At 39.2% G+C, this 21,339-nt stretch carries 17 protein-coding genes; 8 read left to right on the top strand and 9 right to left on the bottom strand.

All coding sequences use genetic code 11. The annotated features are described in order from the left end of the window. Positions 1–2 precede the first annotated feature (2 nt). Complete coding sequence (locus FHS68_RS26870) at positions 3–71, bottom strand: hypothetical protein (protein ID WP_374757532.1); 69 nt, start codon at positions 69–71, stop codon at positions 3–5. Between the two features lie 472 nt (positions 72–543). On the opposite strand from FHS68_RS26870, the gene FHS68_RS22510 reads away from it, so the two are divergent. The 3 genes from FHS68_RS22510 to FHS68_RS22500 are packed head-to-tail and all read left to right on the top strand — an operon-like array spanning position 544 to position 5,916. Next, a complete protein-coding gene (locus FHS68_RS22510) occupies positions 544–1,602 on the top strand; it encodes a hypothetical protein (RefSeq protein ID WP_167275243.1) in 1,059 nt (352 codons plus the stop codon). 10 nt (positions 1,603–1,612) lie between these two features. Beyond that, on the top strand, positions 1,613–3,124 hold the full coding sequence (locus FHS68_RS22505; protein ID WP_167275240.1) for a CHAT domain-containing protein: 1,512 nt from the start codon (positions 1,613–1,615) through the stop codon (positions 3,122–3,124). Between the two features lie 53 nt (positions 3,125–3,177). Next, positions 3,178–5,916, top strand: a complete 2,739-nt coding sequence (locus FHS68_RS22500) for a tetratricopeptide repeat protein (protein ID WP_208408402.1) — start codon at positions 3,178–3,180, stop codon at positions 5,914–5,916. Positions 5,917–5,988: 72 nt separating this feature from the next. On the opposite strand, the gene FHS68_RS22495 is transcribed toward FHS68_RS22500, so the two are convergent. Together FHS68_RS22495 and FHS68_RS22490 are read right to left on the bottom strand one after the other, a co-directional pair. Next, positions 5,989–6,126 (bottom strand): hypothetical protein, encoded by a 138-nt coding sequence (locus FHS68_RS22495; RefSeq protein ID WP_167275235.1) that lies wholly within the window; start codon positions 6,124–6,126, stop codon positions 5,989–5,991. Then, positions 6,102–6,332 (bottom strand): amidohydrolase family protein, encoded by a 231-nt coding sequence (locus FHS68_RS22490; protein ID WP_167275232.1) that lies wholly within the window; start codon positions 6,330–6,332, stop codon positions 6,102–6,104. Before FHS68_RS22490 ends, FHS68_RS22495 begins: the two co-directional genes overlap by 25 nt. Before the next feature lie 19 nt (positions 6,333–6,351). Between FHS68_RS22490 and tnpA the strand changes: the two genes are divergently transcribed. Beyond that, the gene (gene tnpA, locus FHS68_RS26900; RefSeq protein WP_445438746.1) at positions 6,352–6,507 is read left to right on the top strand and encodes an IS66 family insertion sequence element accessory protein TnpA; all 156 of its coding nucleotides are present in this window, start codon (positions 6,352–6,354) and stop codon (positions 6,505–6,507) included. A 337-nt stretch (positions 6,508–6,844) separates the two neighbouring features. Here the strand turns inward: tnpA and FHS68_RS22485 are convergent, their stop codons facing one another. Both FHS68_RS22485 and FHS68_RS22480 read right to left on the bottom strand, forming a co-directional pair. Beyond that, positions 6,845–8,119 (bottom strand): relaxase/mobilization nuclease domain-containing protein, encoded by a 1,275-nt coding sequence (locus tag FHS68_RS22485; protein ID WP_167275230.1) that lies wholly within the window; start codon positions 8,117–8,119, stop codon positions 6,845–6,847. Beyond that, complete coding sequence (locus FHS68_RS22480; RefSeq protein ID WP_167275227.1) at positions 8,107–8,496, bottom strand: plasmid mobilization protein; 390 nt, start codon at positions 8,494–8,496, stop codon at positions 8,107–8,109. Before FHS68_RS22480 ends, FHS68_RS22485 begins: the two co-directional genes overlap by 13 nt. Before the next feature lie 763 nt (positions 8,497–9,259). On the opposite strand from FHS68_RS22480, the gene FHS68_RS22475 reads away from it, so the two are divergent. Together FHS68_RS22475 and FHS68_RS22470 are read left to right on the top strand one after the other, a co-directional pair. Next, entirely contained in the window at positions 9,260–14,170 is a 4,911-nt protein-coding gene (locus tag FHS68_RS22475) for a hypothetical protein (protein WP_167275224.1), read from the top strand. Beyond that, positions 14,163–15,740 carry a response regulator gene (locus tag FHS68_RS22470; protein WP_167275222.1) on the top strand — a complete coding sequence of 526 codons (1,578 nt, stop codon included), beginning with the start codon at positions 14,163–14,165 and terminating at the stop codon, positions 15,738–15,740. The genes FHS68_RS22475 and FHS68_RS22470 overlap by 8 nt, the downstream gene beginning before the upstream one ends. Positions 15,741–16,277: 537 nt before the next feature. Here the strand turns inward: FHS68_RS22470 and FHS68_RS22465 are convergent. The 3 genes from FHS68_RS22465 to FHS68_RS22455 all read right to left on the bottom strand — a co-directional run bounded on the left by FHS68_RS22465 (position 16,278) and on the right by FHS68_RS22455 (position 18,610). Continuing rightward, entirely contained in the window at positions 16,278–16,577 is a 300-nt protein-coding gene (locus FHS68_RS22465) for a hypothetical protein (protein WP_167275219.1), read from the bottom strand. Between the two features lie 28 nt (positions 16,578–16,605). Beyond that, positions 16,606–17,565 carry a hypothetical protein gene (locus tag FHS68_RS22460; RefSeq protein ID WP_167275217.1) on the bottom strand — a complete coding sequence of 320 codons (960 nt, stop codon included), beginning with the start codon at positions 17,563–17,565 and terminating at the stop codon, positions 16,606–16,608. A 289-nt stretch (positions 17,566–17,854) separates the two neighbouring features. Further along, positions 17,855–18,610: a glycosyltransferase family 4 protein gene (locus FHS68_RS22455; protein ID WP_167275215.1), complete on the bottom strand. Its 756-nt coding sequence runs from the start codon at positions 18,608–18,610 to the stop codon at positions 17,855–17,857. 133 nt (positions 18,611–18,743) lie between these two features. On the opposite strand from FHS68_RS22455, the gene FHS68_RS22450 reads away from it, so the two are divergent. Both FHS68_RS22450 and FHS68_RS22445 read left to right on the top strand, forming a co-directional pair. Further along, entirely contained in the window at positions 18,744–19,265 is a 522-nt protein-coding gene (locus FHS68_RS22450) for a hypothetical protein (RefSeq protein ID WP_167275213.1), read from the top strand. Between the two features lie 31 nt (positions 19,266–19,296). Next, on the top strand, positions 19,297–19,791 hold the full coding sequence (locus FHS68_RS22445; protein ID WP_167275210.1) for a HEPN family nuclease: 495 nt from the start codon (positions 19,297–19,299) through the stop codon (positions 19,789–19,791). Positions 19,792–19,917: 126 nt separating this feature from the next. Here the strand turns inward: FHS68_RS22445 and FHS68_RS22440 are convergent, their stop codons facing one another. Further along, positions 19,918–21,138 (bottom strand): site-specific integrase, encoded by a 1,221-nt coding sequence (locus tag FHS68_RS22440; RefSeq protein ID WP_167275207.1) that lies wholly within the window; start codon positions 21,136–21,138, stop codon positions 19,918–19,920. Between the last annotated feature and the right edge of the window lie 201 nt (positions 21,139–21,339).

Genomic DNA, 21,339 nt, shown 5'->3' with positions numbered 1-21,339 from the left:
TTCTACTTGAAGATTTGAACCATTGATGGTGAGGGGTCGATGCCATAAACAGTTAAACCATCATTTACCAATGCGATCGAAATCGGGTCGCCTTCGCCACAACCTACATCCTGAACAGTCGCATTTAAAGAAAATTACCTTGCCCAGTTTTGAACGGACGCCGCATCGACTCCATCAATACCCTTGGAGCGACAAAATATGAATGTCACTGCGTTTACTCATATCCGTTTGATTTGTCCTGATAGTCGTTTAAATGCATGAGGCGGAATCAGTTATCCTGTCCAGATTGCTCGAGGTGAACCAGGGAATGGAGATGTATCCAATACGCAGTAGAACAACATCATTTTTATTTCTAATTTAATCAGACCTTTTTGGAGACAATTGGCATGATGCAGAATTTGCCAATGGGTGTGTGGACTGTTTAAAGTCTTATTATACGAATGCACAGGTTAGAACAGAAAAATTCATTGTATATATAAACGATTTAGTATATTTATTAATTTAAGAAAGAAGTATGCTTTTCTAACTATATCGCCTTCCATCATGGGTCTTAAAGATTTTTTTAGAAATTTGGCATCATCCCCAGCCGAACTGCCGGTTTTTTTTCGCATTCCTAATGAGAATATTGACATTGGTGCTGACCTAAAAGGCCAGTTTGAGCCAAATCAGCATTATTTTACGGTTAAAGTAAATGAAATGTTCTTATCAGAGAGACGAAGATGGTTCAGAGAAATTGAGCCTATGGTTGTTTGTCTTTCCAGCTATATTTACGGAGAACAGGAAATAGATAATCCCTTTATAGTCGGAAGAAACTTAATAAAAAATAAGGTTCAAAACATTCCGGAGGGTATGCTTTTTAGTGATACCAGGGTAGCAGGTATCCACCCTTATTCTGGGGGACGCGTTGTTGTGAGCATGGTGTTATGCGAGTCTTTAACGCAAAATCATCTCTCCAATTCACTAGATTTTATCGAAAAGGTTGCGAGTGTTTTCAGCGAAAATATTGCTTCGTTAGTTAGCAGTTATTTGAAGATTGCTAATGTAGTATTAGGTGCAATCGATACGCTGCTTGACACAAAAAGTCTAAAACCAATTTTAGGTTTCAGACAAGAATTTGATAGGGATGCGAATGATCAATTTGCGCCTGGGTATCACGTTATAATTGATAAATCAACAAAAAATTGGAATCCTAAACATTTTTTTGTCATTGGAAATAGACTTTACTACGGCAGTAGTCAAAATGTAGCAAAGGTTTTTAGGGAAGATGAATATGTTATGTTTAGCTTAACCCGTTCGGAGACGCGAAGTGATATCAGGCTCTTACCGGTATGGCAATCCTATCAAAAGATTCTGAATGAACTTAAGGTCACAGAGGTATCCGCAGATCATAAGGAGCGGATAAAAAAAATGCTTACGGTATTGAGTATAGAAATGCGACAAAGTCCAGACCTCACTCAGGCTCACGCTAAAAAGCTGATCCTGGACTTCGCAGACGAAGTAAAAAGCCTAATTAAGCCTAAATTCAATCTGGGGGCGAATCATACCAACACAGAAAGTGAAGAGTTTTGGGATATGATTAACTCCAAAATAGCAGCAATCTAACTCATTAATCATGGCTGAAAATAATTTTGTTAACCTCAGAATTAGTATTGGAAAGGAGAAAATTACCTTTATAGATAAGTTGCTGTCTGCAAACGATGTGTCTTTCAATTTGGATGATAACAGCGAAAACACACCGATCGCCAAAAATATTCGTATTGAGCTCGGCATCGCCAAGGTTTTTCATAAAGTTCTTAATTTGATCAAAGCCGAGAGGGATCTTTTCCAGAAACAAGATTTTGAGTTTTTGGGCGAAATGCTCGCAAGAATTTTATTTGGTAAACCCAATGATAAAGACATCAGGGATTATTTTTTGAAAGTAGCAGAAACCGATTTGGAAATTTCAAGACGCGATGCTACAAAAATTTGCCGGATATTTCTCGAGTTCGACGAGAAGTCCGGAATGGCCATGCTGCCGTGGGAATATATACTTTATAAGACACGAACACCGGAGGATTCCAAAGCCATCTACCTCTCAGCAGACATTAAGGGAAGATTTCAGCTTATTAGACGGATAAAATCTAATGTGACTGTTCATCCCAATGCGGAACGACTGTTTGTTATCGCACTTATTAATGTTGGGGGTAATCGAAATGCTGCGCCTCCCATTGACAGTCGCCTGGGTGAATTATCAAAGGTTAAAGCATATTTTACGAAACTCCAGGGGAAATTCCCGGACTCTATTGTTGTGGAATATGTAGAGTCAGCATCATTTGGAGAAATTAAGTCTATCATTGAGACTATCTACAGACAGTGGCAGAATGATTATGAAGATGAGCCATGTTACGTCGTACATTATCTGGGGCATGGAATGCTAGACAAACAGATTGGGATGCTTGTACTCCAAGACGAAGATAAAATTCCTGAATGGAGGGAGGATAAAAAATTTGCGGCTCTATTTGGGGAAGACCGGTTAGATGTAAAACAGCCAGCACTTGTGAGTTTTCAGGCATGTGATAGCGCGAAAATCGGAAGTATCAATGACACTTTAAGAGGTATAGCTTTTGAGTTTACGAAAATTAACATACCGGCAGTTATTGGTATGCAGAACGAAATAGACATGTCGTTTTCCAGTGCCTTCTTTGAGAGATTATATGAGCAAATTTTAGAGGGAAAAGATATTGCGGAAGCGATAACCGCTGCCAGAGATTATTTGGGTAGAGGATTTGGAGTTGAAGATGAGATATATGTCAATAATTCCTTTGGAAGCCCTGTTCTGTTCATTACGACACTGGAGCCAATCACACTTATCAGACGAGAAATTCATTCAGGAGTTGATTCGAATGACAGCATAATACTAAAATCCGAATCTCCTATTATTCAACGAACGCCTTTTAGTCTTGGAGCAAATGATGGGAGGCAGAAAAAAGAAACTAGTACACCTGCCGTAGCCAAAAAAATAAATCAAAACCTGATCGCCCAGACGGATCTAGCCAGAGAAAGCGGCGATGGAAATTCTGAAAAAATGGTGCAAATAGAGGATACGTCTTCTCCTGTTAACCCACCCAATCAAACAGACCAATGATTACAAAACAGGATTTAAGAAGCCTTTTTTCAAAATCTTACGCTGAGACAGCCATGTTTGAAAATGTCGACATGCGTCTTACGGCCGATTTACTTGAGACTATCAGAGAACAGCTTGATCTTTCAAAACCTTATGTTGCCTGGGATTTTATCAATATTGATGGAAAGAAGTTCGACAGTGATTTATCACTTAAAGCACTAATCCAGTTACGGGAGTCTTATTATGCCTTGTTGTTTCAACAACAGCTTGCCAGCCTGGATCAGCTATTTGACACAAACAAAGACGAGGCAAGAAAGCTTTGGTATAAATTTTATGTGGATGCCGCAATTTATTTTCGTGATGAATTCATTTATTTGCTTTGTGTCAAAAGGAATACTTGGGATAAGGGAGCGGCGGACAATTACATAAAAATCGCTACCTATATTAGGGAAAACCGTTGGCCGGATTGCGTGCCGTTCTACAACGAAATTGCTGAAAATTCCGAAGTTCCGGCAGAGATACGGGCACAATCACAGATCGTGATGGCCCAAATAATAATCTATTATTATCCTGAGACTTCTCTGGTATCAGGTTTTCTGGAATCGGCTGCAAAACACTTGCCCCACACGGTTGAAATTAAAAGGGCTGAGGCAGAGCACCTAATTAAAAAGGGCAGTTATCAGGAAGCGCAGGATTTACTGGTGCAAACGATTGCATCTAAGCCGGCTGATTATTCGTCCATTAGTTTAATGGGGGATTGCTTTTTTGTAGAGAACAAGCTGGAAAGCGCTGAATTTTGGTACAATGAGGCTACACGAGTCAATTTTTTGCAACATCACTCTTATAAAAGGCTGCTAAATCTTTACTGCCTGGATACTTGGATAAAGGATAAAGAGCCCCTAATTCTTACTTTGCTCGAAAAAATTGAAAGCAGACCAGAAGTGTTTCTTTCTGAGCATCCATTGATTCCTATTGACAGGGTTGCGGGAAGTTTCGAGAACCTGGTCATTTATGATTCTTATCGTGAGCTGGGATTGGCGTGGCTGGTGGTCAAAGAGTGGGACAAAGCTGAGTTCTGGTTAACAAAGGCGATTAAGCTTCAACCATTGATCGCCCCTGCTTATCTTAATATAGCGTCGTTGTACAAAGAAAATGGGCAAAATGAAAGAGAACTTTCCAACCTGTTGAAAGCGCTGCAAGTTGATCCGGAAAATTTCGATGCTCACATGGCACTCGCTGATTATTATGATCGCTCCAACAGGAAGATGGAAGCTCTTGACCATTATGAAAAAAGTATCTCTATTCGCCCTCACTGGGCAGACTGGGTTTACAATTTTATTGGAAACGTCTATTTTTCTATTGACAATTTCGAGAAATCTGAACATTTTTATCAAAAGGCGCTTGATTTGAACGGCAATCAGCCGGTTTACAGAGAAAATCTCGCAGGGGCAATTGAAGCTCATGCCGATGCTTTAACTACGAAACTTCAATTTGATGAGGCTCAATCACTCTATCTGAGAGCAGTCCAGATAGATGATGGTGCCGACAGGTGGAATGCCTTCGGTACTTTTTACATGAAGAAGGAAGACTGGCATCAGGCGCTGGAATGTTTTAGCAAGGCCATCGACTTAGAGCCAGATAGACCTGACATTTACGAAAATATCGGAGACGCGTATCAAAATTTGGATAGATTGGAGGACGCAGAAAGAAGCTTTTTAAAAGCGCTTGAAATCGCTCCGACAGACGACATCTACGCGAACAGGCTTGGCGTATTTTACTATGAAACTAAAAACTATAAAAACGCAGAGCAGTATTATAGGGAAGCGCTAGCGAAAAACCCATCCAGTCCAGTATATCTGCAAAATATTTGTTTGACATTCGTCGAACTAAACGAATTGGACCAAGCGGAACCATTTTGTTTGGGATTAATTGAGAAGGAGCCATCTAATGGCTATGCGCTAAACTTATTGGGAACAATATACTATCATCAGAAAAAATATGATGCCTCTATTAACTGCTTTATTAAAGCAATAGATGTTGACCCATCAAACATCATATATTATGAAAATCTTAGCTCTTCCTATCGAGAAACTAATCAGTTTTTATTAGCGATAGGGGCGCTTGAGAAAGCGCATCAATTAGATCCAGGTAATGATGTTATTTTAAACAATATAGGGGTTCTATATTTTAGTAATGGCGATTTTGGAACGTCCATTGAATTCTATTTCAAAGCACTTCTGATTAAACCGTCTACTTCTTTATACTTAAAGAATATTGCTGCGTCATATGATCTTCTTAACGAGTTTGATAAGGCGGTAGAATATTATCAAAAAGCACTCGAATTCGATCCGGATAATGCACCTCTACTGAACGCAATTGGACTGATGCTCTATTACAAAAGGGACTACGGACAGGCCATTACATTTTACAGCAAGGCGCTTGGTTTGGATAGCAATAATGGCACATTTCAATCAAACCTTGCGCTGGCTTTGAATGGTAACGGGCAAGTATCGGAGGCGATAGAGGCTTATCGTGAAGCGATAAAATTGAAACCTGATTATTATTTAAATTGGAACGATTTGGGGATTTTGCTCTACCAAATACGCAATTTTAACGAGGCGATTGAGTGTTATAATCAAGCAATTTTGCTATCACCGACTGATGCGGTGCTTTATGTAAATTTGTCATTGGCTTTGTATGAGAGCGATAAAGCTGCTGAGGCGTTAAACGTACTTTCTCATCCTCAGCTTGATAATGAAACTGAAAGCAGGGTAGAAAGTCTGTTAAAGCAGGCTATTCCCGCACTTTTTTGACTTTAAAGCATTTGAGAGATTTTAGATTCATTTAATTTGTTGGAATCGTTTTTGGTTTGGATTATTGTACCACTACGGCTGCGTCTTATCCCGTTTTTGCCATGAATATGCCGCAATCGAATTCTTCCAGAAGTATTTTTCTGCAACATTCGGGTCTTTTTCCATGAAGTAGGCGCGAACCAGATTTAGTCCATCTGCAAAGGAAGACATTGGTCACTATTGGGCCAGTCGCTTCCGTAAAGTATCCTGTTCTCTGCTAATGTCGCGTCGAGCGCATCCATTCGTTCACGGTAAAAATCCAGATCAGTCGGGATCTGTCTAATTACCCGGCGAACTACCTCGGAGGTTTTTACAAATGTATGCGTCCGATAAAACCATGTTTTAACAGATCTATGTGGCTCATAATCTTGTTTCATGAAAAATGAAACATAGAAAATGCCTGATTTGTACGATCAGTGGCAGACACAAGGGATAAGCAAACAGGCTTTTTGCAATCGGAATGGTATGGGATACTATAAATTTAATTACCGTGTTAAAAAATTCCGTGGTAAGAATGTGGCCGGGTTCGAACAGTTGGGCGCGAAAGCTTAGAGATTGAAGGACTGTTGGCGACAGTCCTTTTTTATTGTAGCTCAAAAAATAGCTGCGGAACAACCTATCGCCCGGCGCGATGCTCTGTGAAAAGAAAGGCAGTGCCTTCGTTTCTTTGGATTGTCGCTTAAATTTGAAACTATTATTTTTCACCTCAGCGCAATCGCCTATTCTCACACAAAGCAAAAAGTGACTGGGTTCACCCCTTGGCTGCAAATCCATAAGGCGGTTTAAGGAGCGGCGCCAGCCGCGGTAAATAGCCTCATGGACTTGAAGTCGTCACTTTTTGCTTTGTACCTTTCGTTGCACTGTGGTGCAAGCGCATTCCTCCAATAACTCAAAATCCCATCGAAAACCCTTTCTGCTTCTTACGTTTCGGCTTCTTCAACTGATGCGGTGTATACTCTCCGTCCTTAACAGGAGACAACAAAGAATCAAGAGACTTATCATTCTCTAACGAGCTACCATTTCCGGCATGATAAACATTACCTGCACCGGCAGATTGGCCGACATCCAGCCCTATCCTTTGAGACTTTTGCTGATGAAGAGAAAAAGGATCCTCGATGCATCGCTCGGCAATTCCCTTCGCGCTATACTGCTTACCCAATGCACTTCCGTTGAAGACGGATCTCGTACGATGATCACAGTATGTGATCCCGTACAGCAGGCCTTCCTCATTCTTTCGGATTACCGTATCGATCCCGTCTTTTTGAAGAATATCGATCAGCCTGGGCAATGACACGTTTTGTTTGCCATACAAAGTAAAATCTATACTATTCCTAATTCGTAACGAATCCTTCGTACGGTTTGGATTCATCTCATTGAAGAGAAAACGCACTTTCAGATTTCTATGTGTTGGCTTGAAATGAAAGTCGCTTGCTTTGATGGGCACCCCAACCCGGTTGCCATCCTTATCCAGTACTCGGTATAAAATGCCATTGTTCTTCCGGATCCTTGAATCCTCTGAGCCAATGTCCGCAGCAACATTATAATGGTTGAGCACTGCATTTAATTCTCCCATCGTGGTGAACTTGTAATCGTTCAGAACCTTTTCGAGCACATTGGCAATGGCCTTCTTGGTTTCTGACCTTCCATACTCCGCTTTGATGCTGACTGGCTTCAAAGTAAACTCCTGCGCTTTTCGGTCTTGTGCCTTCACCAAACCAAAATCTACCTCGATCTCCTTCCTGGTTTTCTCCGATTGATTTTTGCCCAGATTGTGCAACGAAATCCGGCTTCCATCAGCTTTGATGTTGGTCGTCACAATATGCACATGTGGGTGACCGGCATCCCGATGCTCGTATACGAGGGCGGGTTGTTTCTCAAATCCAATACCCTTTAAATAGGATTTTGAAATCTCCGCAAGCTGTTCTTTGCTCAGCTTTTCCGACGGATCAAAGTTCAAAGACACGTGAACCGTATTGACCTTTGTCCTTTTGTTCAAAGCCAGCTGCCGCTGAATCCGGTTCAGCTTTTGATCAAAACTCAGCGCATCCGCATCCTTAGGATAGTTGATTGCCGAAATGCATTCCGCATGTCCCTGTTCCAGCTTGTTCTCATTGTATTGCAGCACAGCCCGGAGCCGGTTGCTGGTGTGGATTACTGCAACCATCGATCTGCCAGTTTATCGGTTTGCAATTTGATCTTGTCCAATATCGAAAACAGGAATGCCTTTTCAGTTTCGTAGCTGGCGATCCAATTTCTAAACTCTGAGATTTGGTTGACGGCATTGAGGCGTTTGGTTGCCTGGTTGAAGTTGTTGCCAAGCCGGTTGAGCTCTTCCCGCAGCTCCGATAATTCGCCAATCATCTGATCTTGCGACCCGTTCCTTTCGATCACAGTTACCGGTCGGTTGAAGATCAAGAGTCGTAAAAATTCACTTAATTTCCGACAAGTGGTGCGGCTGCGTTTGGCTTCCAGATTGGCGTATTCTTTGGGTGTTAACCGGAAGATTACAAGCTTTGTCTTGTTCGATTTTTCTTCTTTCATCACGATCCTATCTCCACTTCAAACGTTAAAAACTCCTTCACAAACCTGGACCGACTTTGGAGGGGAAGGCCAGATCGGGTGCGCAGCAACCGGCGATTGTATTACAATCGTACATCTGGCCAGACGCGCAAAGCAGGCGGCTCGTTTGGATTTCAAAGTCTCTAAAACCAGGTGCTGAGCCGATTTGTGAATCTAGTTTATTGAAATGGGATTTGCCTATCCTGTGTAAATTTGACTTAGGATAAAACCTCCAAAGGACACTATCTGACTGATTGAAAAACGTCTAGGTCTTCCTAAAAAAAGTCGAAAATGTTACGAGAATAAGCTTGGTAAAATGCGTTTCTAGAATGTTCTGAAGCTTCGCAAATCTCCTCACGGTTTGCCAGTGTTTATTTTCTGATAACCATTATATTTACACACGAATATGTTATGGAAACAAGACATATACCTATTAGTACTATTTGAAGCTCTACTGCTTTGGGACTTTTTGAATATGTGAGCCCAGCGCAAACTAATATTATAGAAAATTTATTTATTCGTTTTACACAACCAAACGATTTGAACGACCTTTCGAGCTGTTGTTAAATATGTCCGCCTTGATGACGGAATCTCAATATCGAAATTTTCTTTATCTAATATTGACACATTCTCAAGTAAAAGAATCGAAGGAAACTCAGCCACTTCAAAAACTAATCTGGGCATTTAACTGCAACTAACATTCATTAAAAAATTTTGCTTGAGAGCGTAAAACAACACCAATCCGATGTCTACAGAACTTCCAGCCCGACTTTTAGCTAAGACCCGATTCTTGACACCTGAAAACCTTGAAAACAATTTACTTAAGCAGGAAGATGAAATATTTCTTGCTGGGTCATGGAATTTAAGCAAGATAACATCAGGCTTGTTTTTTGATCTATCGAGTGTTGAATGGGTAAATATCGGCGCAGCTGTCAGACTGGCGGTCCTAATTGAAAGCGCACTAAAAATGAAAATCAGGGTGCTTGTTGCTCTTCCTTTCTGTAAGCCCGGTGCTTCTGAAAAATTCGAAGATAAGATTGCAAGAGCAAAAAGACGGAATGCAGCAAACATTTTTCTGAAGACAATTCAATTCGATTCGGCGGTACAATGCGCTCACATCTACCAAGAAACGGAAATTCTGCTAAGCGAGAGTTTCGACTTTTCTAAACCATATAACAACATTTCTCTTATAAATGAATTTACAAAGTCGAAAGTTCACTCAGTTGATTTTTCAGAAAACAACATTCGATTTAACTACAATTTTATAGTCCCCATTTCTTGGATCGATGCTAGTTCTGATGTAGAGATCGAAAGTAGTCTTGACAATCTATTCACAAAGGTGCTAACAAATGAAGAGCGAGGTTTAGATAGCATCGATTTAAAATCCATTAAGAACGTTATCCTAAGCGAGCTTATAAAAAATGTCGAAGAACATACCAATTGCAATAAAGCATTGATAGCCATTGGTCTACTACCGGTAAGAACGCTGGTAGCAAATAGAGAATCAAACTCAAAAATATACTCAAACAAAATCGAAGAAAAGTATGTTAAATGGGTTGACCAAAATGGGATCAACAATCTTATTGAAATTTACTTTGGAGATTCCGGAGGAGGCTTAATAAGTCATGATTTGCAACGTTCTTATCGCCGCAAATCAAGTACCGATTACATACACAAAAGTAAAAGCGAAGACTTAGAAATTTTAAAATGGTCTTTCGATAAATGGTCATCAAGGAAGATAAATGAAGAGATAAGAGGCACTAAAGGATTGTATCGAATCAATCGAATTGTTAACAAATACAATGGAATATTTTTAATAAGAACTCAAAAACTATACGGAGGGTACCAGAAGGGAGGATATTCATCGTCACACTGGGTTGACAATGAAAATAAGAAGTTATCCAGTTTTCCTGGAACATTGATTGAATTGAAGCTATGTCCATATTCCGAAATTAAGGAGTTCACTTTTAAATTTAAAAAATCCGGAAATCGCCGAAAATGGAAAACTGCTCAATTTATAGTCAAGGACAAGCACACTGATTTATTTAAAAAACTAATCGATGGCCTGAATAATAGCTCATCAACATACAACTTAATTATAATCTTCAAGTCAGAAAAAAACTTATCATTCACAGACTTTAAGGAATTTCTTTCCGCTAGCCTACAGTATTTGAGCTACATTCGTCATCCTAATGGAATTGTTGTATATATACTAGACGAAATTGGAAAGGACTTGCAGGATATTATCGCCGATTCTGCAAATGAACTGAGGCAAAAAATGGATGGCCATACCCTTGGCCAGGAAGTATCTAATCCGCACAATGAAATTGTTTATGATCCAATACTAATTCTTGGAAATGACACTATAAGTTGGTTTGGAGGGGACCAAAAGATTATCGAAATACTCAACGAGGCCTATCTTGATGGTCGAGAGGCTACAAACCTACTTAAGTTATCAAGCTTTAACCGCTTGATTCCAGCTGATCGAACAATGATACTATTTCACTTCCAAAACGACGACTCTCTTGTTACAGTATCGGATAAGTTTGATCTTGAGTTCAATTTTACACATATCGGTGATCTATTTCGAAAGAAACTATCAAGCTTTTTGAGTGGCATTAGTCCCTCTGAAAACCTGACATGTACCCCGACACTCAAACCAGTGACCAAATGGTATGATGTCAAGGACATTTTGAGAAACGGCGACCGCGTGGGTTATGCACTTGCTATGTACCTTATGATGAAGGAGCAATTCAGCAGTTGGAAGCCTTCAAAGGTTACCCGCATATTAATAGATCATAGTTATATATATGAGCTTGCTGCGGAGTTTAGCAAAATTTATGGAATCGGACCACACAACATTGTTAATATCAACGACGATATCGACTACGACATTCCAAGACGTAGTAGATTATTCAATGCCGGTGATGAAGTAATAATACTCACTAGTATAATTTCATCGTCTGAAACCATTAGAAGGCTTGATAAGTATGCAAAACGCGATTTAGCTAATGTGTTATGTATAATTTGTCTGGCAAATTTTCGTGAAAGAAATGTAGATAACTTGACAACTTGGGGAAGTTCCACACCTATACTCAGTATTTACAAAAAACACAAAGTCGATCAAATCAGCATTAATATAAGCTCTTCATTTATAGATTCTTATAAAAGAAATGCGGACACACTAGCGAAATGTAAGAATTTTATACAGCCCGATTACAATATTAAAGGCGAAAACTCAATCTTCATTGAATCGAATGAGCCTTTGAAAACTGAGGTGAAGGAATTTTTAATTCGAACGAAATCGTTACATTACAATCATTATGGAAAATTTAATGGACGTCATTTCACCTTTGCCCTCGATCAGAAGAAAATATTAGAGACACCTAGTTTCGTTTGGTCGCGTTTTACTAGTATAATAGCTGACTGGCAGGGCGATCGGTTTGATCATTTTTCCATAGTTAAATCGGGAGAAAAGCGTGGAAATGCACAGTTTTTTAACGCTCTTATTAGACATCTGAGAAATCGTTTTCGCGTTGAAGCAGTCGTAAACGCATTGCCGGACACAAATATTAACGCAAGTTCAAAAAATGTCGTGTTTATCGACTTTGGAGCGCTTACAGGCGAGTCCATCAATAAGCTTTTTACTACAATTCGCGATGTTGATAATGTACTAGTTTGTATCTTATTTTCGCAGTTTAAGAACAATGAACAACTTTTCTACGAACGAATAAGGACGATAGGCGTTCCTATAACTCTTGGCCCATTTGAGGGTAAGCAGTTCAATCTTTTTGATAACAATCCGCTTAACTATAAAACGGGAGAAGCCCAAACACAAATTACCTTTTTGTTCAACTTTCCACTGAAGTTCTACACATCAGCAATATGCCCAATCTGTGAGCAAGATCGTGCGCTTAGCCTCTATCCGGTACAAAATAAATATGCTAGTGATTACGCCCAAGACAGGAAACGCAGAATCAGGATTAAGGACAGAATAGATATGCCACAATTTCCTTGCGACTTTTATCTCGGCTCGACGGACGAAGATAATAATTTTGAACTGTCTAGTAGATTGATAATGTTGATGTATGAGCTTAGTGTCCTCATTGAAAATGCTACTATCGATACATCAAGCAGAGTGAAGCTATATTGGTATCTCGTAGATGTTCGCAGTAACATGGCTGAGTTTTCAATGGATCCAGACTCCAAATTATATGCTCTTCTGTATCTATTTTCAAATGAAGTCCATTTGCTACAGCGACAGCCGCTTGTATTTAGAGATCTTAGAAACATGGTGGCCGATATGGCAACATACATATGCACTGTTCCTGCTGACAGGTTAGTTGAAGATTTCTACGACCCAGACGCTTCCCATACTAATCCTTTAAGACTTTGTGTACGGTTTAAATTTGCCGCAATCACCGTTTTAAGGGCGTCAAACAAGTACAAATTTTGCGAACTGTTAGCTGATATTGTCAAGGCATCGCGGTACGATAATCGAATACGTGACAATTTGCTGCAGAACATATTTTTTCATGTACAGACCTTGCATGAAAACCAATATAATAGGAGCACTGATTATTTCTCTCTGTTGCAACATCAATTTAATCAAATAGATAGAACATTATTTTCGACAAATCAAAAGGCTGCCTATTTTTCACTAAGAACTCAAAATCAGTTAGTTAGACGTAGTTTAGAGTGGGATCGAAACAATACCATTTCTCCGAAAAATGTCATCAAAAGTTTGAAGCAGGAGTTTTTTGCACTTTATAACCTCGATAGTCATCCACCACATTATGAATCATTTGTGTCACTTGATTTTCGAAACCTAGATTCGCATGCCTTTCCTGACTTTATTCTTAATCGTGAGAGTTCCCCCTTTTATAGGATTTTTAACCAGAAAATCAGCTATTTGCTTGACAGGTGGGATCACGTAAATCATGTTATCAAACCAATCGTGAAGCTCTATCTAGACAAAATCGAACCTTTGATGTTTGAAAGCCAGATTTTTCAGCGGTATTCTATTTCCGAAAAAGTCATATCAATATTTGGATCAAAGAAATCGAGGAGAATTGCACAGGAGTTTTTTCTTCTAGTTAATGAAATATCTATTAATCCTATATCGCTCATTGATAAGTATCAAGAATATCACGATTACTATGACGACATGTATGAGGCAATAATTAGCTATAAAAAAGCGCAATTCAACCAAACAACAAGTTCATTACTGCTACGCTTTTTAGATAATTTTCCATGTGATGTCTACGAGGCGTGTTCTATGATCTTCGGATCCGTTGGTTTCGGATCCGTCAGTATTGAGATCGATAAACGAGACAGGATGGTCTTCTATCCAAAGGAGGTACTGAATTACTATCTCGACCATATAAGGCAGAATATTCTAAAAAGAAAGAATCCAGGTGTTGTTGAGTCCCATATTCACATTCGAATTACAGGTAACAGAGATCAGGAGGAGAATGAGGCATCGGTAAACTTGAAAATCGAATACAATGGCACCGATATGTGTACGGATGAGAGAAAGTTAGACGGAGGTTTGAGCCAGTTTGAACGGGATTTACAGATTTTCTCCGGCACACTGGATCATGGCTCAAGAAATAGATTGTATCAATTAAATATAACTATGCTGTCTTATGAATAGAATAATTCGCGTATTTCATTATGAGGACAATCCATCGACTCAGTTAGATGTAGATTCTTATTTCATTTCAATGAACGCAGAACTTCAGCGATATGGAATATCATTTCACTATGTACCGTTTGGAGATACGTTGCCTATGGAGAAGGACTTACGGACGTCGCCTCCCGACATACTAATTTTGGACATGTATGACTCGAACAACAGACAGGTCGGTGAACATGTACTCGAAAAAATCAAATCTCTGGGTTTAAACATTGAAGTTCTTGTCTATACTACAGGCAGCCTGTCAAGTGGTTTGATTGACTATGACGAGCTTCATGACAGGTATGCATACATCGGGCCAATTTTAAAAAGTGTACGAGCAAGCGAGTTAAAGAGACAAGTGAGACGTATTGCCCTCTCTAAATTCTTGACGACAGAGTTGTTTTCTTATGACGTGGACGATATCGGCTTGGAAGCTAATATTCAATCATTAGGTAAATCGTCCGTTAGAGACTTAGTTTTTCAAATAAAACAGAAATTGGACTATCAGGATGAATTATCGCTAGAAAGCTTTCAGTCGGGTTTGAGTGGGGCAGTTAATTTTCGACTAAAATTTCGTGATCGAAGTTTCATTCTTAAAATCTCTAAAGATAAACCATCTCTTAAGACTGAAATTCATAATGCATCCGAATTGTATCTACGTTTTCCTGCGAGGTTTAGGACCAATATCGCGCCGATATACTACGAAAATGAAGAAATTTTAGGTGTTCTAGTAGAGGAAGTAAAATCAAGTGAGACTTTGTTTAAGTGGCTACAAAAAAATCCGGATAATGATAAAATTGATTTCTTTCTTAATGAATTGTACTTTCGAAATGGACTAAAGGATCACTTCATAGCCAATAACGCCGCTCCCGAAAAGTTCTACTTCATTTTTGAGAAATTTTCTTTCTCGGGATTTAACCTCGTCCAAACCGCAATAAGCGAATTGAAGCCAATTTTGGATGCCTTTCCACATGACTTCGATCCGGTCCAACTTCGAAATTTTATTGTGGGTGGAAGTTTTAGAACTCTTGGCAAGCAAGACTCGTCAGGTGTAATCACAAAAAAACCACTGGTCTTGTCTCATGGGGATTTTCATGCTAGAAATATTTTAGTTCAAGGAAATAGGCCGACGTTGATTGACACTGGCGGTATAAAGTATGATTATTGGTGTAACGATATCTGTCGATTAATTGCTTATCTATTTATTGTTGGACTTGACCATGGCTGTTATGAATACCATGATATTAGTTACTTAACTCAGCAATATTTGACCGGTAAAAGAATTGTGGATAGAATGATGATTGAACTCGACGGGAGAAATGATGGCACGATTCAAGGAATTAACTGGTTAATAGTGAACGTCGATACTATCTATCCAAACTATTTTAGTCTTTGGGAGTTCAATCTTGGTTTTATGAAAGAATTACTTCAGCTTTCATATAAAACTAATTCTATTCCCGCTCACAAAAGGGCCTTAGCACTATTTGTCGCATATTATAGCTTGCAGAGATCCGAACAAGATTTTAGTCAATTAATCCGATCTTAACTTTGCGCAATATCCAGCTCCATTCAACTAAATATTCTATTCGATGGAATTTATAAGGTTGTATCGAAATTGAAGCGAACTTAATTCCAGTAATTGCCACTCGCCCATCTTGATCTGGCCTCAATGAGCATTACATCTCGTCGATCCTATTGGCAAGCTTGTGCCAAGAAACTTTCGGCTCGCTTTGATGATCATCAGCTGAAAATCCGTACATCAAAATCTCACGCTGCATAAGATCTCAGTCATGGCCTACTCAGGAGCCAACGTACTCTGCTTGTCGGTAAGCCATATGGCCAAGTAATCAAACTCGATTGCCTGTTGGAAGTCTTTACTTTAATTTCTTGACCGGATTTCTCTACCCTTTTAAAGTACCTAGGCTTCTGGAAAGACCTATCCTTACAATTGTCAAGAAAACCTCCGTTTTCCTTACTTGGTGCTCCTTGTTGTGGCGGTGCAGGCTGCTTCATGAACGAGGTTTTTTTGAGATTGATGTTCAAAAATTGTAAACAGTATCGATAATAGTAGGACTCATTCTCTTTATTCTCTCGTTAACGGCATCAAGAAGTTTATCAATATCATGGACAAAATACGAGTCCTTTTTAGGATCATCAAACTTTCAAGTTTTCCGACATCGTCAAAATTCCCTGAAAAGAAGTCTCTGAGTTCAGATGAACCCTTGGTCAGACTCTCTGTAAGAATCTGATAACGCTTCATTGTCTCTTTATGACCCTTCGCATTTTTCTTTTTACCGGCAGCGAGATGATTTTTCTCTCTCACATACTCGTAGCGATACTTCTGTAAAATATCAAGTTTTTCAATCCATTTCTCTAAATCCATAATTTCTAGGCGTTTGGTCTTATTCTTTTCAGGGTAATCCAAGAATGTCACAAAATGTATTCATCAAAGGATCTCTCCGTTTTATAAGCATTTGTGACAGAGCATGTTTTACAAAATGAAACGAATCGCGATGAATACTTATCTTTTCAATAACTGGCCTTTCCAAAAAATGGAGGTATGGAATTGGACTAAAGTGATCAAATTTAGAATACATGTCATATAGGCCACGAAACGACTTTATGTGATTCGACCCTTTTAAGTACTCAATAAACCCATTTGTTGACACATGGTTTAGTATTTTTTTCTTTCTATTATTATTTATATCTTTTTTACAGCCGACATTGAAATAATTCGCCCCGTTCATAATTTCCTTATCCCTTACTGCAGACAGGCCCGATGGAGTCATCAGGTAAGACGACACTATTAAGTCTCTTATAAATTTAGATACTCTGCTTTTATCCTTGACCCAAGCGCTCATCAATAATGAATCCAATATACAGCTGCGTAGGATTACATTTATGGAGAATTCAAATCTGTAAAAGTCTTCATGTGAATGTGTGTCTGAAAGAGTGCTTAAAGTCTTAAAGTGTTCATGGGCCCTAAGAATGAATAATTGGCAGCCTATTATAGCCAGTTCTTCTTTAGTGCATTTGCCAGAATAGTCATTAGGATGAGTTATACCTATCTTACAATTTTGCGCATAGTATGCACAGGCGGCGGCAATCTCACGTATTTCTCTTTTAAGTTTCGAATATTCTGATTGATATAGTAAGTCTGATACTGTGGTTATTATATCGGACAACCTATCCTCGGCATCAGGAATATTTCCATTGCCGTCTACATACCAATCTACCACCTGACTATAATTTGGGGTCGATATTTTCAATAGTACTATCTGTTCAGGCTTAACAGTCTTTATTTTAAAAGTGATGTTTAACTTAGCAAATAGCGTGTTCTTTAATGCTTTTGAAAATTCTTCCTTGTTCATAGGGTTTGATTGGTTGACTAGTGCAAAATACAATTTTTTGTACTTTGACGGAGACACAGAGAAATAAGTAATTATCGGACTACCAAGTATGATCCGGGCCTCAGATAACAGAGGCTGCCCTGCAAAATCCGTGATCTGCATCGCGCAGGGCACACCTATTCAACTCATGTGCTTACCGAACTAATTGCCTTGATAAGGTTACTTAACTAGCAAGAGTCAGGGTTCTAAACCGTTACGTAATAAGTTAAGCTTGCTTTTCAAATTAGCATTGTAGGCATGTTGGCAGTCTTTATTTTCCTTTATTTTTTCTATAAGCCCATCCCTGATTAATGTAGCCCTTACTTTCGAATTTAGTGTAGCCTAGGACGGTCTCTGCATGCTGACAGGGAAAGGAGTATTCCATGATGTTATCATATGCCACTACTTTTGCACCGTACACTTCTGCCGCGAATTTATTAAGTTCTTTATCGGACGAAATTAGCGTTCCGCCACTGTTTATGACTTTTGACAAAATAAGTATGTCATTCCACGAGTTTCGAAAATCAGGTTTCATATTGTGCGTATCAGTGAAGGTGTCTAGCAATTGATATGACCTTTCAATATCCTCTTTTGTCAATGGATGGCAAACCAAGTTATTCTCTATAATGAACTTGAACTTTGATTTAAGCTCCTTAAAATCTTGCTTTTCTAAAAAAAATATTGAAGCTTGATACAAACTTGCCTGTTTCTCATTAATTGCATTCGCAATTGATTCATTGTTGTATAGAACATAGTTATTAGCGTTCTGCTTGAATTCAAATGATATGGAATCGGAGTAAGAACTACGAAACGGCCGCTTTCCATGTAACTTTAAATATTCTCGATTTATAAAATCATGTGAGCCAAATCGATAAGGTACATAGTACTTTGATCGATTTGGGTGTGATTTTTCTATATTTTTTAAGAATTCCAGGGCGCTAATGGATACGATATTTGTACCTGATATGGTATCGGGGTATGAGTTTGAAAATTTGTAGTAAAGGATATTGGTATCAATAAATTTCATACGCATTTGATTATTTTGAGAAGATTACAATGGATATGTCGCTTATTTTTTTACAATGAAAACAACAAGGTATATTAGTTTTGGATTCGATCCAGCTGGAGCCGAACATGGTATTTATTGATCAAATTCAACCTTGAGAAAGAAATTGCATATTTTTACTAAAATTCGAACTCTATCAGCCATTGTTTGTCTGATGGTTGTCTTGGTGCGTTGTGGGTCTAACAATGATAGCCATGGCAACCAACCTTCTGAATCACAGACAGTTTACAAAGATTCAACTGGTATTCCGACAAGTGAAAACGAACCTGACACTATTCGGCAAGCTGAAAAAATTTATCAACAAGTAAAATTTAAGATACCAGATGGTATCGACAAAAGTCATTTTGTGGTGGCCTTCTACGATGAACCTTGTAAATGTCCGATTGTAATCGTCTACGACGATGCCAAGCACAAGAAGGCTACTAGAATCACATTTTACCCAGATGGAAGAACTTTCCGGAAGACGCTAATACCACAATCCGGATCTTCTTTTGGGGAGAGATTTGTGGATTGGCCGGAGGATAAGCCACATTATGAAATTTATCCGGCTATTGTTCAGTATGTTTATACAAGTGGGAGCATTGGGGCAACATACGAAGTTTTGCAAGTAGAGTAGAAACAATTCAGATCGAAAGAACAGGTAAAAAATGGGAAATTATCGAAACGTTGAAATTGATTTTATTGAACGAACCTTAGAACTGATATCTCAATATGAAGGACTTTTGTATAGGTTCAAATTTGATAAACAATTCAATTATACTTTGTTAACTAATTGTCTATTGGGTATAATTGTTTTTCCAAAAGAAAAAGCGATAAGCTTTTTACCAAAAGATAGGATTACAGAAAAACTTAGAGTTACAATGGGGATCAATGAATCCACAATAAACAAAGACTATGTTGATTTGCAGAGCTTCGTTTATGCGTTAAGGAATTCAATCGCTCACTTCAACATAGAGTTTGAGTCCCAGAATGAAGAGTTTTTAATTGATCGAATTGTCTTCAATGACTATCAAAAAGCCGCTGGCCATGTCGTTGCTTCATTTGTTCCAGTAGAGTTGTTGTCGTTTATCCGGTACTATGGATCATGGTTTGTTAGCAATGCCCGAAAATATAGGAAGGATATTTACGAAGCTCCATCATGAGCAATGATCAAGCCTATTCGACATAACTGTAAACAGCGTCGGAAGTTGCTCTAAATAAGCTTGCATGACTTCGGGGAGTGAGCCAAGTACTAGGCTTTCAATCTGATATTTGGCTCACTACCTCGACTACATCCCCTTCAACCGCTCCCTCAACCCCTTCATATCCTCACTAATCTTCACATCTAAAATCTTAGCATAAATCATAGTCTGCTTCAAAGACCGATGCCCAAGCATCTTCGAAACCGTCTCAATCGGCACCTTATTACTCAGTGTCACCGTAGTGGCGAACGTGTGCCGAGCAATATGAAAAGTCAGCGTTTTCGAAATCCCACAGAGGTTAGCAATCTCCTTCAAGTAAGCATTCATCTTCTGATTGCTCAGAACTGGCAGCACAACGCCAGCCGCACAGCATTGCGGATGATCCTTATACTTCTCAATAATTTCCAGCGCCGTATCCAGTAACGGAATACGTGTAGGCGCATCCGTTTTTTGCCTTGTTGTGTCAATCCAAGGCTCGCCATCCATGCCGACAACAATATCCGTTGTCTTCAATTGCTTTACATCCACATAAGCTAGTCCGGTGTAGCAGCAAAATAAAAAGATGTCCCGTACCTGGCCGATTCTTTCGACCTCGAACACTTTTTCCGTTAGTCGTTTCAGCTCATCCCTGGACAGCGGGTTCTTCACAACTTCTTTCTTGGTCAACTTAAAGCCTTGGAACGGATCTTTCTTCAACCATTTGTTATTGACACAGATCAGCACAACCTTTTTGAGGTTACTCAGGTATTTGATTGCCGAATTGTGATTGCATCCTCTCGCGCTGCGAAGCCAAAAATTAAATTCAGTAATGAATTCAAAATTGAGGTTTTTGATTTCAAAGTCGTCCTTCTTGTATTTCCATTTGATGAAGGAGGCGGTATGCTCCTTGGCAGTTTTGTATCGCTTTAAAGTAAGCGGCGCGAACTCTTGACCAACCAATGCTTCCATTTGCTCATTATGGCGCTGGAAGACTTCAAGAATCGTGCGAGTCTCATTGCTCTTCCCGAGCAGAACATTCTTCAATGCCTCGGCTGACAATTCCTTGTCATCCTCGATCAACATCTTCTTCGCTTGAAAAACTTTTGAGCTCAACATGTCCAAATAGGCATTGAGCGTCCGGGTGTCTTCTTTTTGGCCGATGGCTCTGCCCGCATCCACATTCCATCTGGCGGGGCTCCAAAGTTGTTTTGTGGACATTTCGACGGGCTTGCCGTCGACGGTAATTCTGAGGTAAACGTAACGTAAACCATCCTTCTGATTCTTGGCTTGTTTTAGATAGAAAAACAGGCCGAAAGTTTTTTCCAACATGACGCTAGCATTTAAGTGGTTAAATATCGCGTTACCAGCCTTTTCAAACAAGATGTTTATCTCGTAAACATGTTGTTAATCAGAAACTTACGGGCATTTTCCAGCGTCTTTTTTCGCAAAGCGTCGAACTACACGAATGACGCTGGAAAACATGGGAATTTTTGCATTTTTTGATATAATCTGAAAAACAAAAATGCCCGC

Origin of the sequence: Dyadobacter arcticus, assembly GCF_011762185.1 — a bacterium.
GTDB lineage: Bacteria > Bacteroidota > Bacteroidia > Cytophagales > Spirosomataceae > Dyadobacter > Dyadobacter arcticus.
The sequence above is the reverse complement of the archived record's forward strand: the minus strand, read 5'-3'. Positions and strand labels throughout refer to the sequence as shown.

Bases quoted from the DNA above. Each gene is read 5' to 3' on its own strand.
- FHS68_RS22490 (WP_167275232.1), bottom strand. From the start codon at position 6,332: ATGAAACAAGATTATGAGCCACATAGATCTGTTAAAACATGGTTTTAT.
- FHS68_RS22485 (WP_167275230.1), bottom strand. From the start codon at position 8,119: ATGGTTGCAGTAATCCACACCAGCAACCGGCTCCGGGCTGTGCTGCAA.
- tnpA (WP_445438746.1), top strand. From the start codon at position 6,352: ATGCCTGATTTGTACGATCAGTGGCAGACACAAGGGATAAGCAAACAG.
- FHS68_RS22510 (WP_167275243.1), top strand. From the start codon at position 544: ATGGGTCTTAAAGATTTTTTTAGAAATTTGGCATCATCCCCAGCCGAA.
- FHS68_RS22465 (WP_167275219.1), bottom strand. From the start codon at position 16,577: ATGGATTTAGAGAAATGGATTGAAAAACTTGATATTTTACAGAAGTAT.
- FHS68_RS22480 (WP_167275227.1), bottom strand. From the start codon at position 8,496: ATGAAAGAAGAAAAATCGAACAAGACAAAGCTTGTAATCTTCCGGTTA.
- FHS68_RS22460 (WP_167275217.1), bottom strand. From the start codon at position 17,565: ATGAACAAGGAAGAATTTTCAAAAGCATTAAAGAACACGCTATTTGCT.
- FHS68_RS22500 (WP_208408402.1), top strand. From the start codon at position 3,178: ATGTTTGAAAATGTCGACATGCGTCTTACGGCCGATTTACTTGAGACT.
- FHS68_RS22455 (WP_167275215.1), bottom strand. From the start codon at position 18,610: ATGAAATTTATTGATACCAATATCCTTTACTACAAATTTTCAAACTCA.
- FHS68_RS22445 (WP_167275210.1), top strand. From the start codon at position 19,297: ATGGGAAATTATCGAAACGTTGAAATTGATTTTATTGAACGAACCTTA.
- FHS68_RS22475 (WP_167275224.1), top strand. From the start codon at position 9,260: ATGTCTACAGAACTTCCAGCCCGACTTTTAGCTAAGACCCGATTCTTG.
- FHS68_RS22505 (WP_167275240.1), top strand. From the start codon at position 1,613: ATGGCTGAAAATAATTTTGTTAACCTCAGAATTAGTATTGGAAAGGAG.
- FHS68_RS22495 (WP_167275235.1), bottom strand. From the start codon at position 6,126: ATGTCTTCCTTTGCAGATGGACTAAATCTGGTTCGCGCCTACTTCATG.
- FHS68_RS22440 (WP_167275207.1), bottom strand. From the start codon at position 21,138: ATGTTGGAAAAAACTTTCGGCCTGTTTTTCTATCTAAAACAAGCCAAG.
- FHS68_RS22470 (WP_167275222.1), top strand. From the start codon at position 14,163: ATGAATAGAATAATTCGCGTATTTCATTATGAGGACAATCCATCGACT.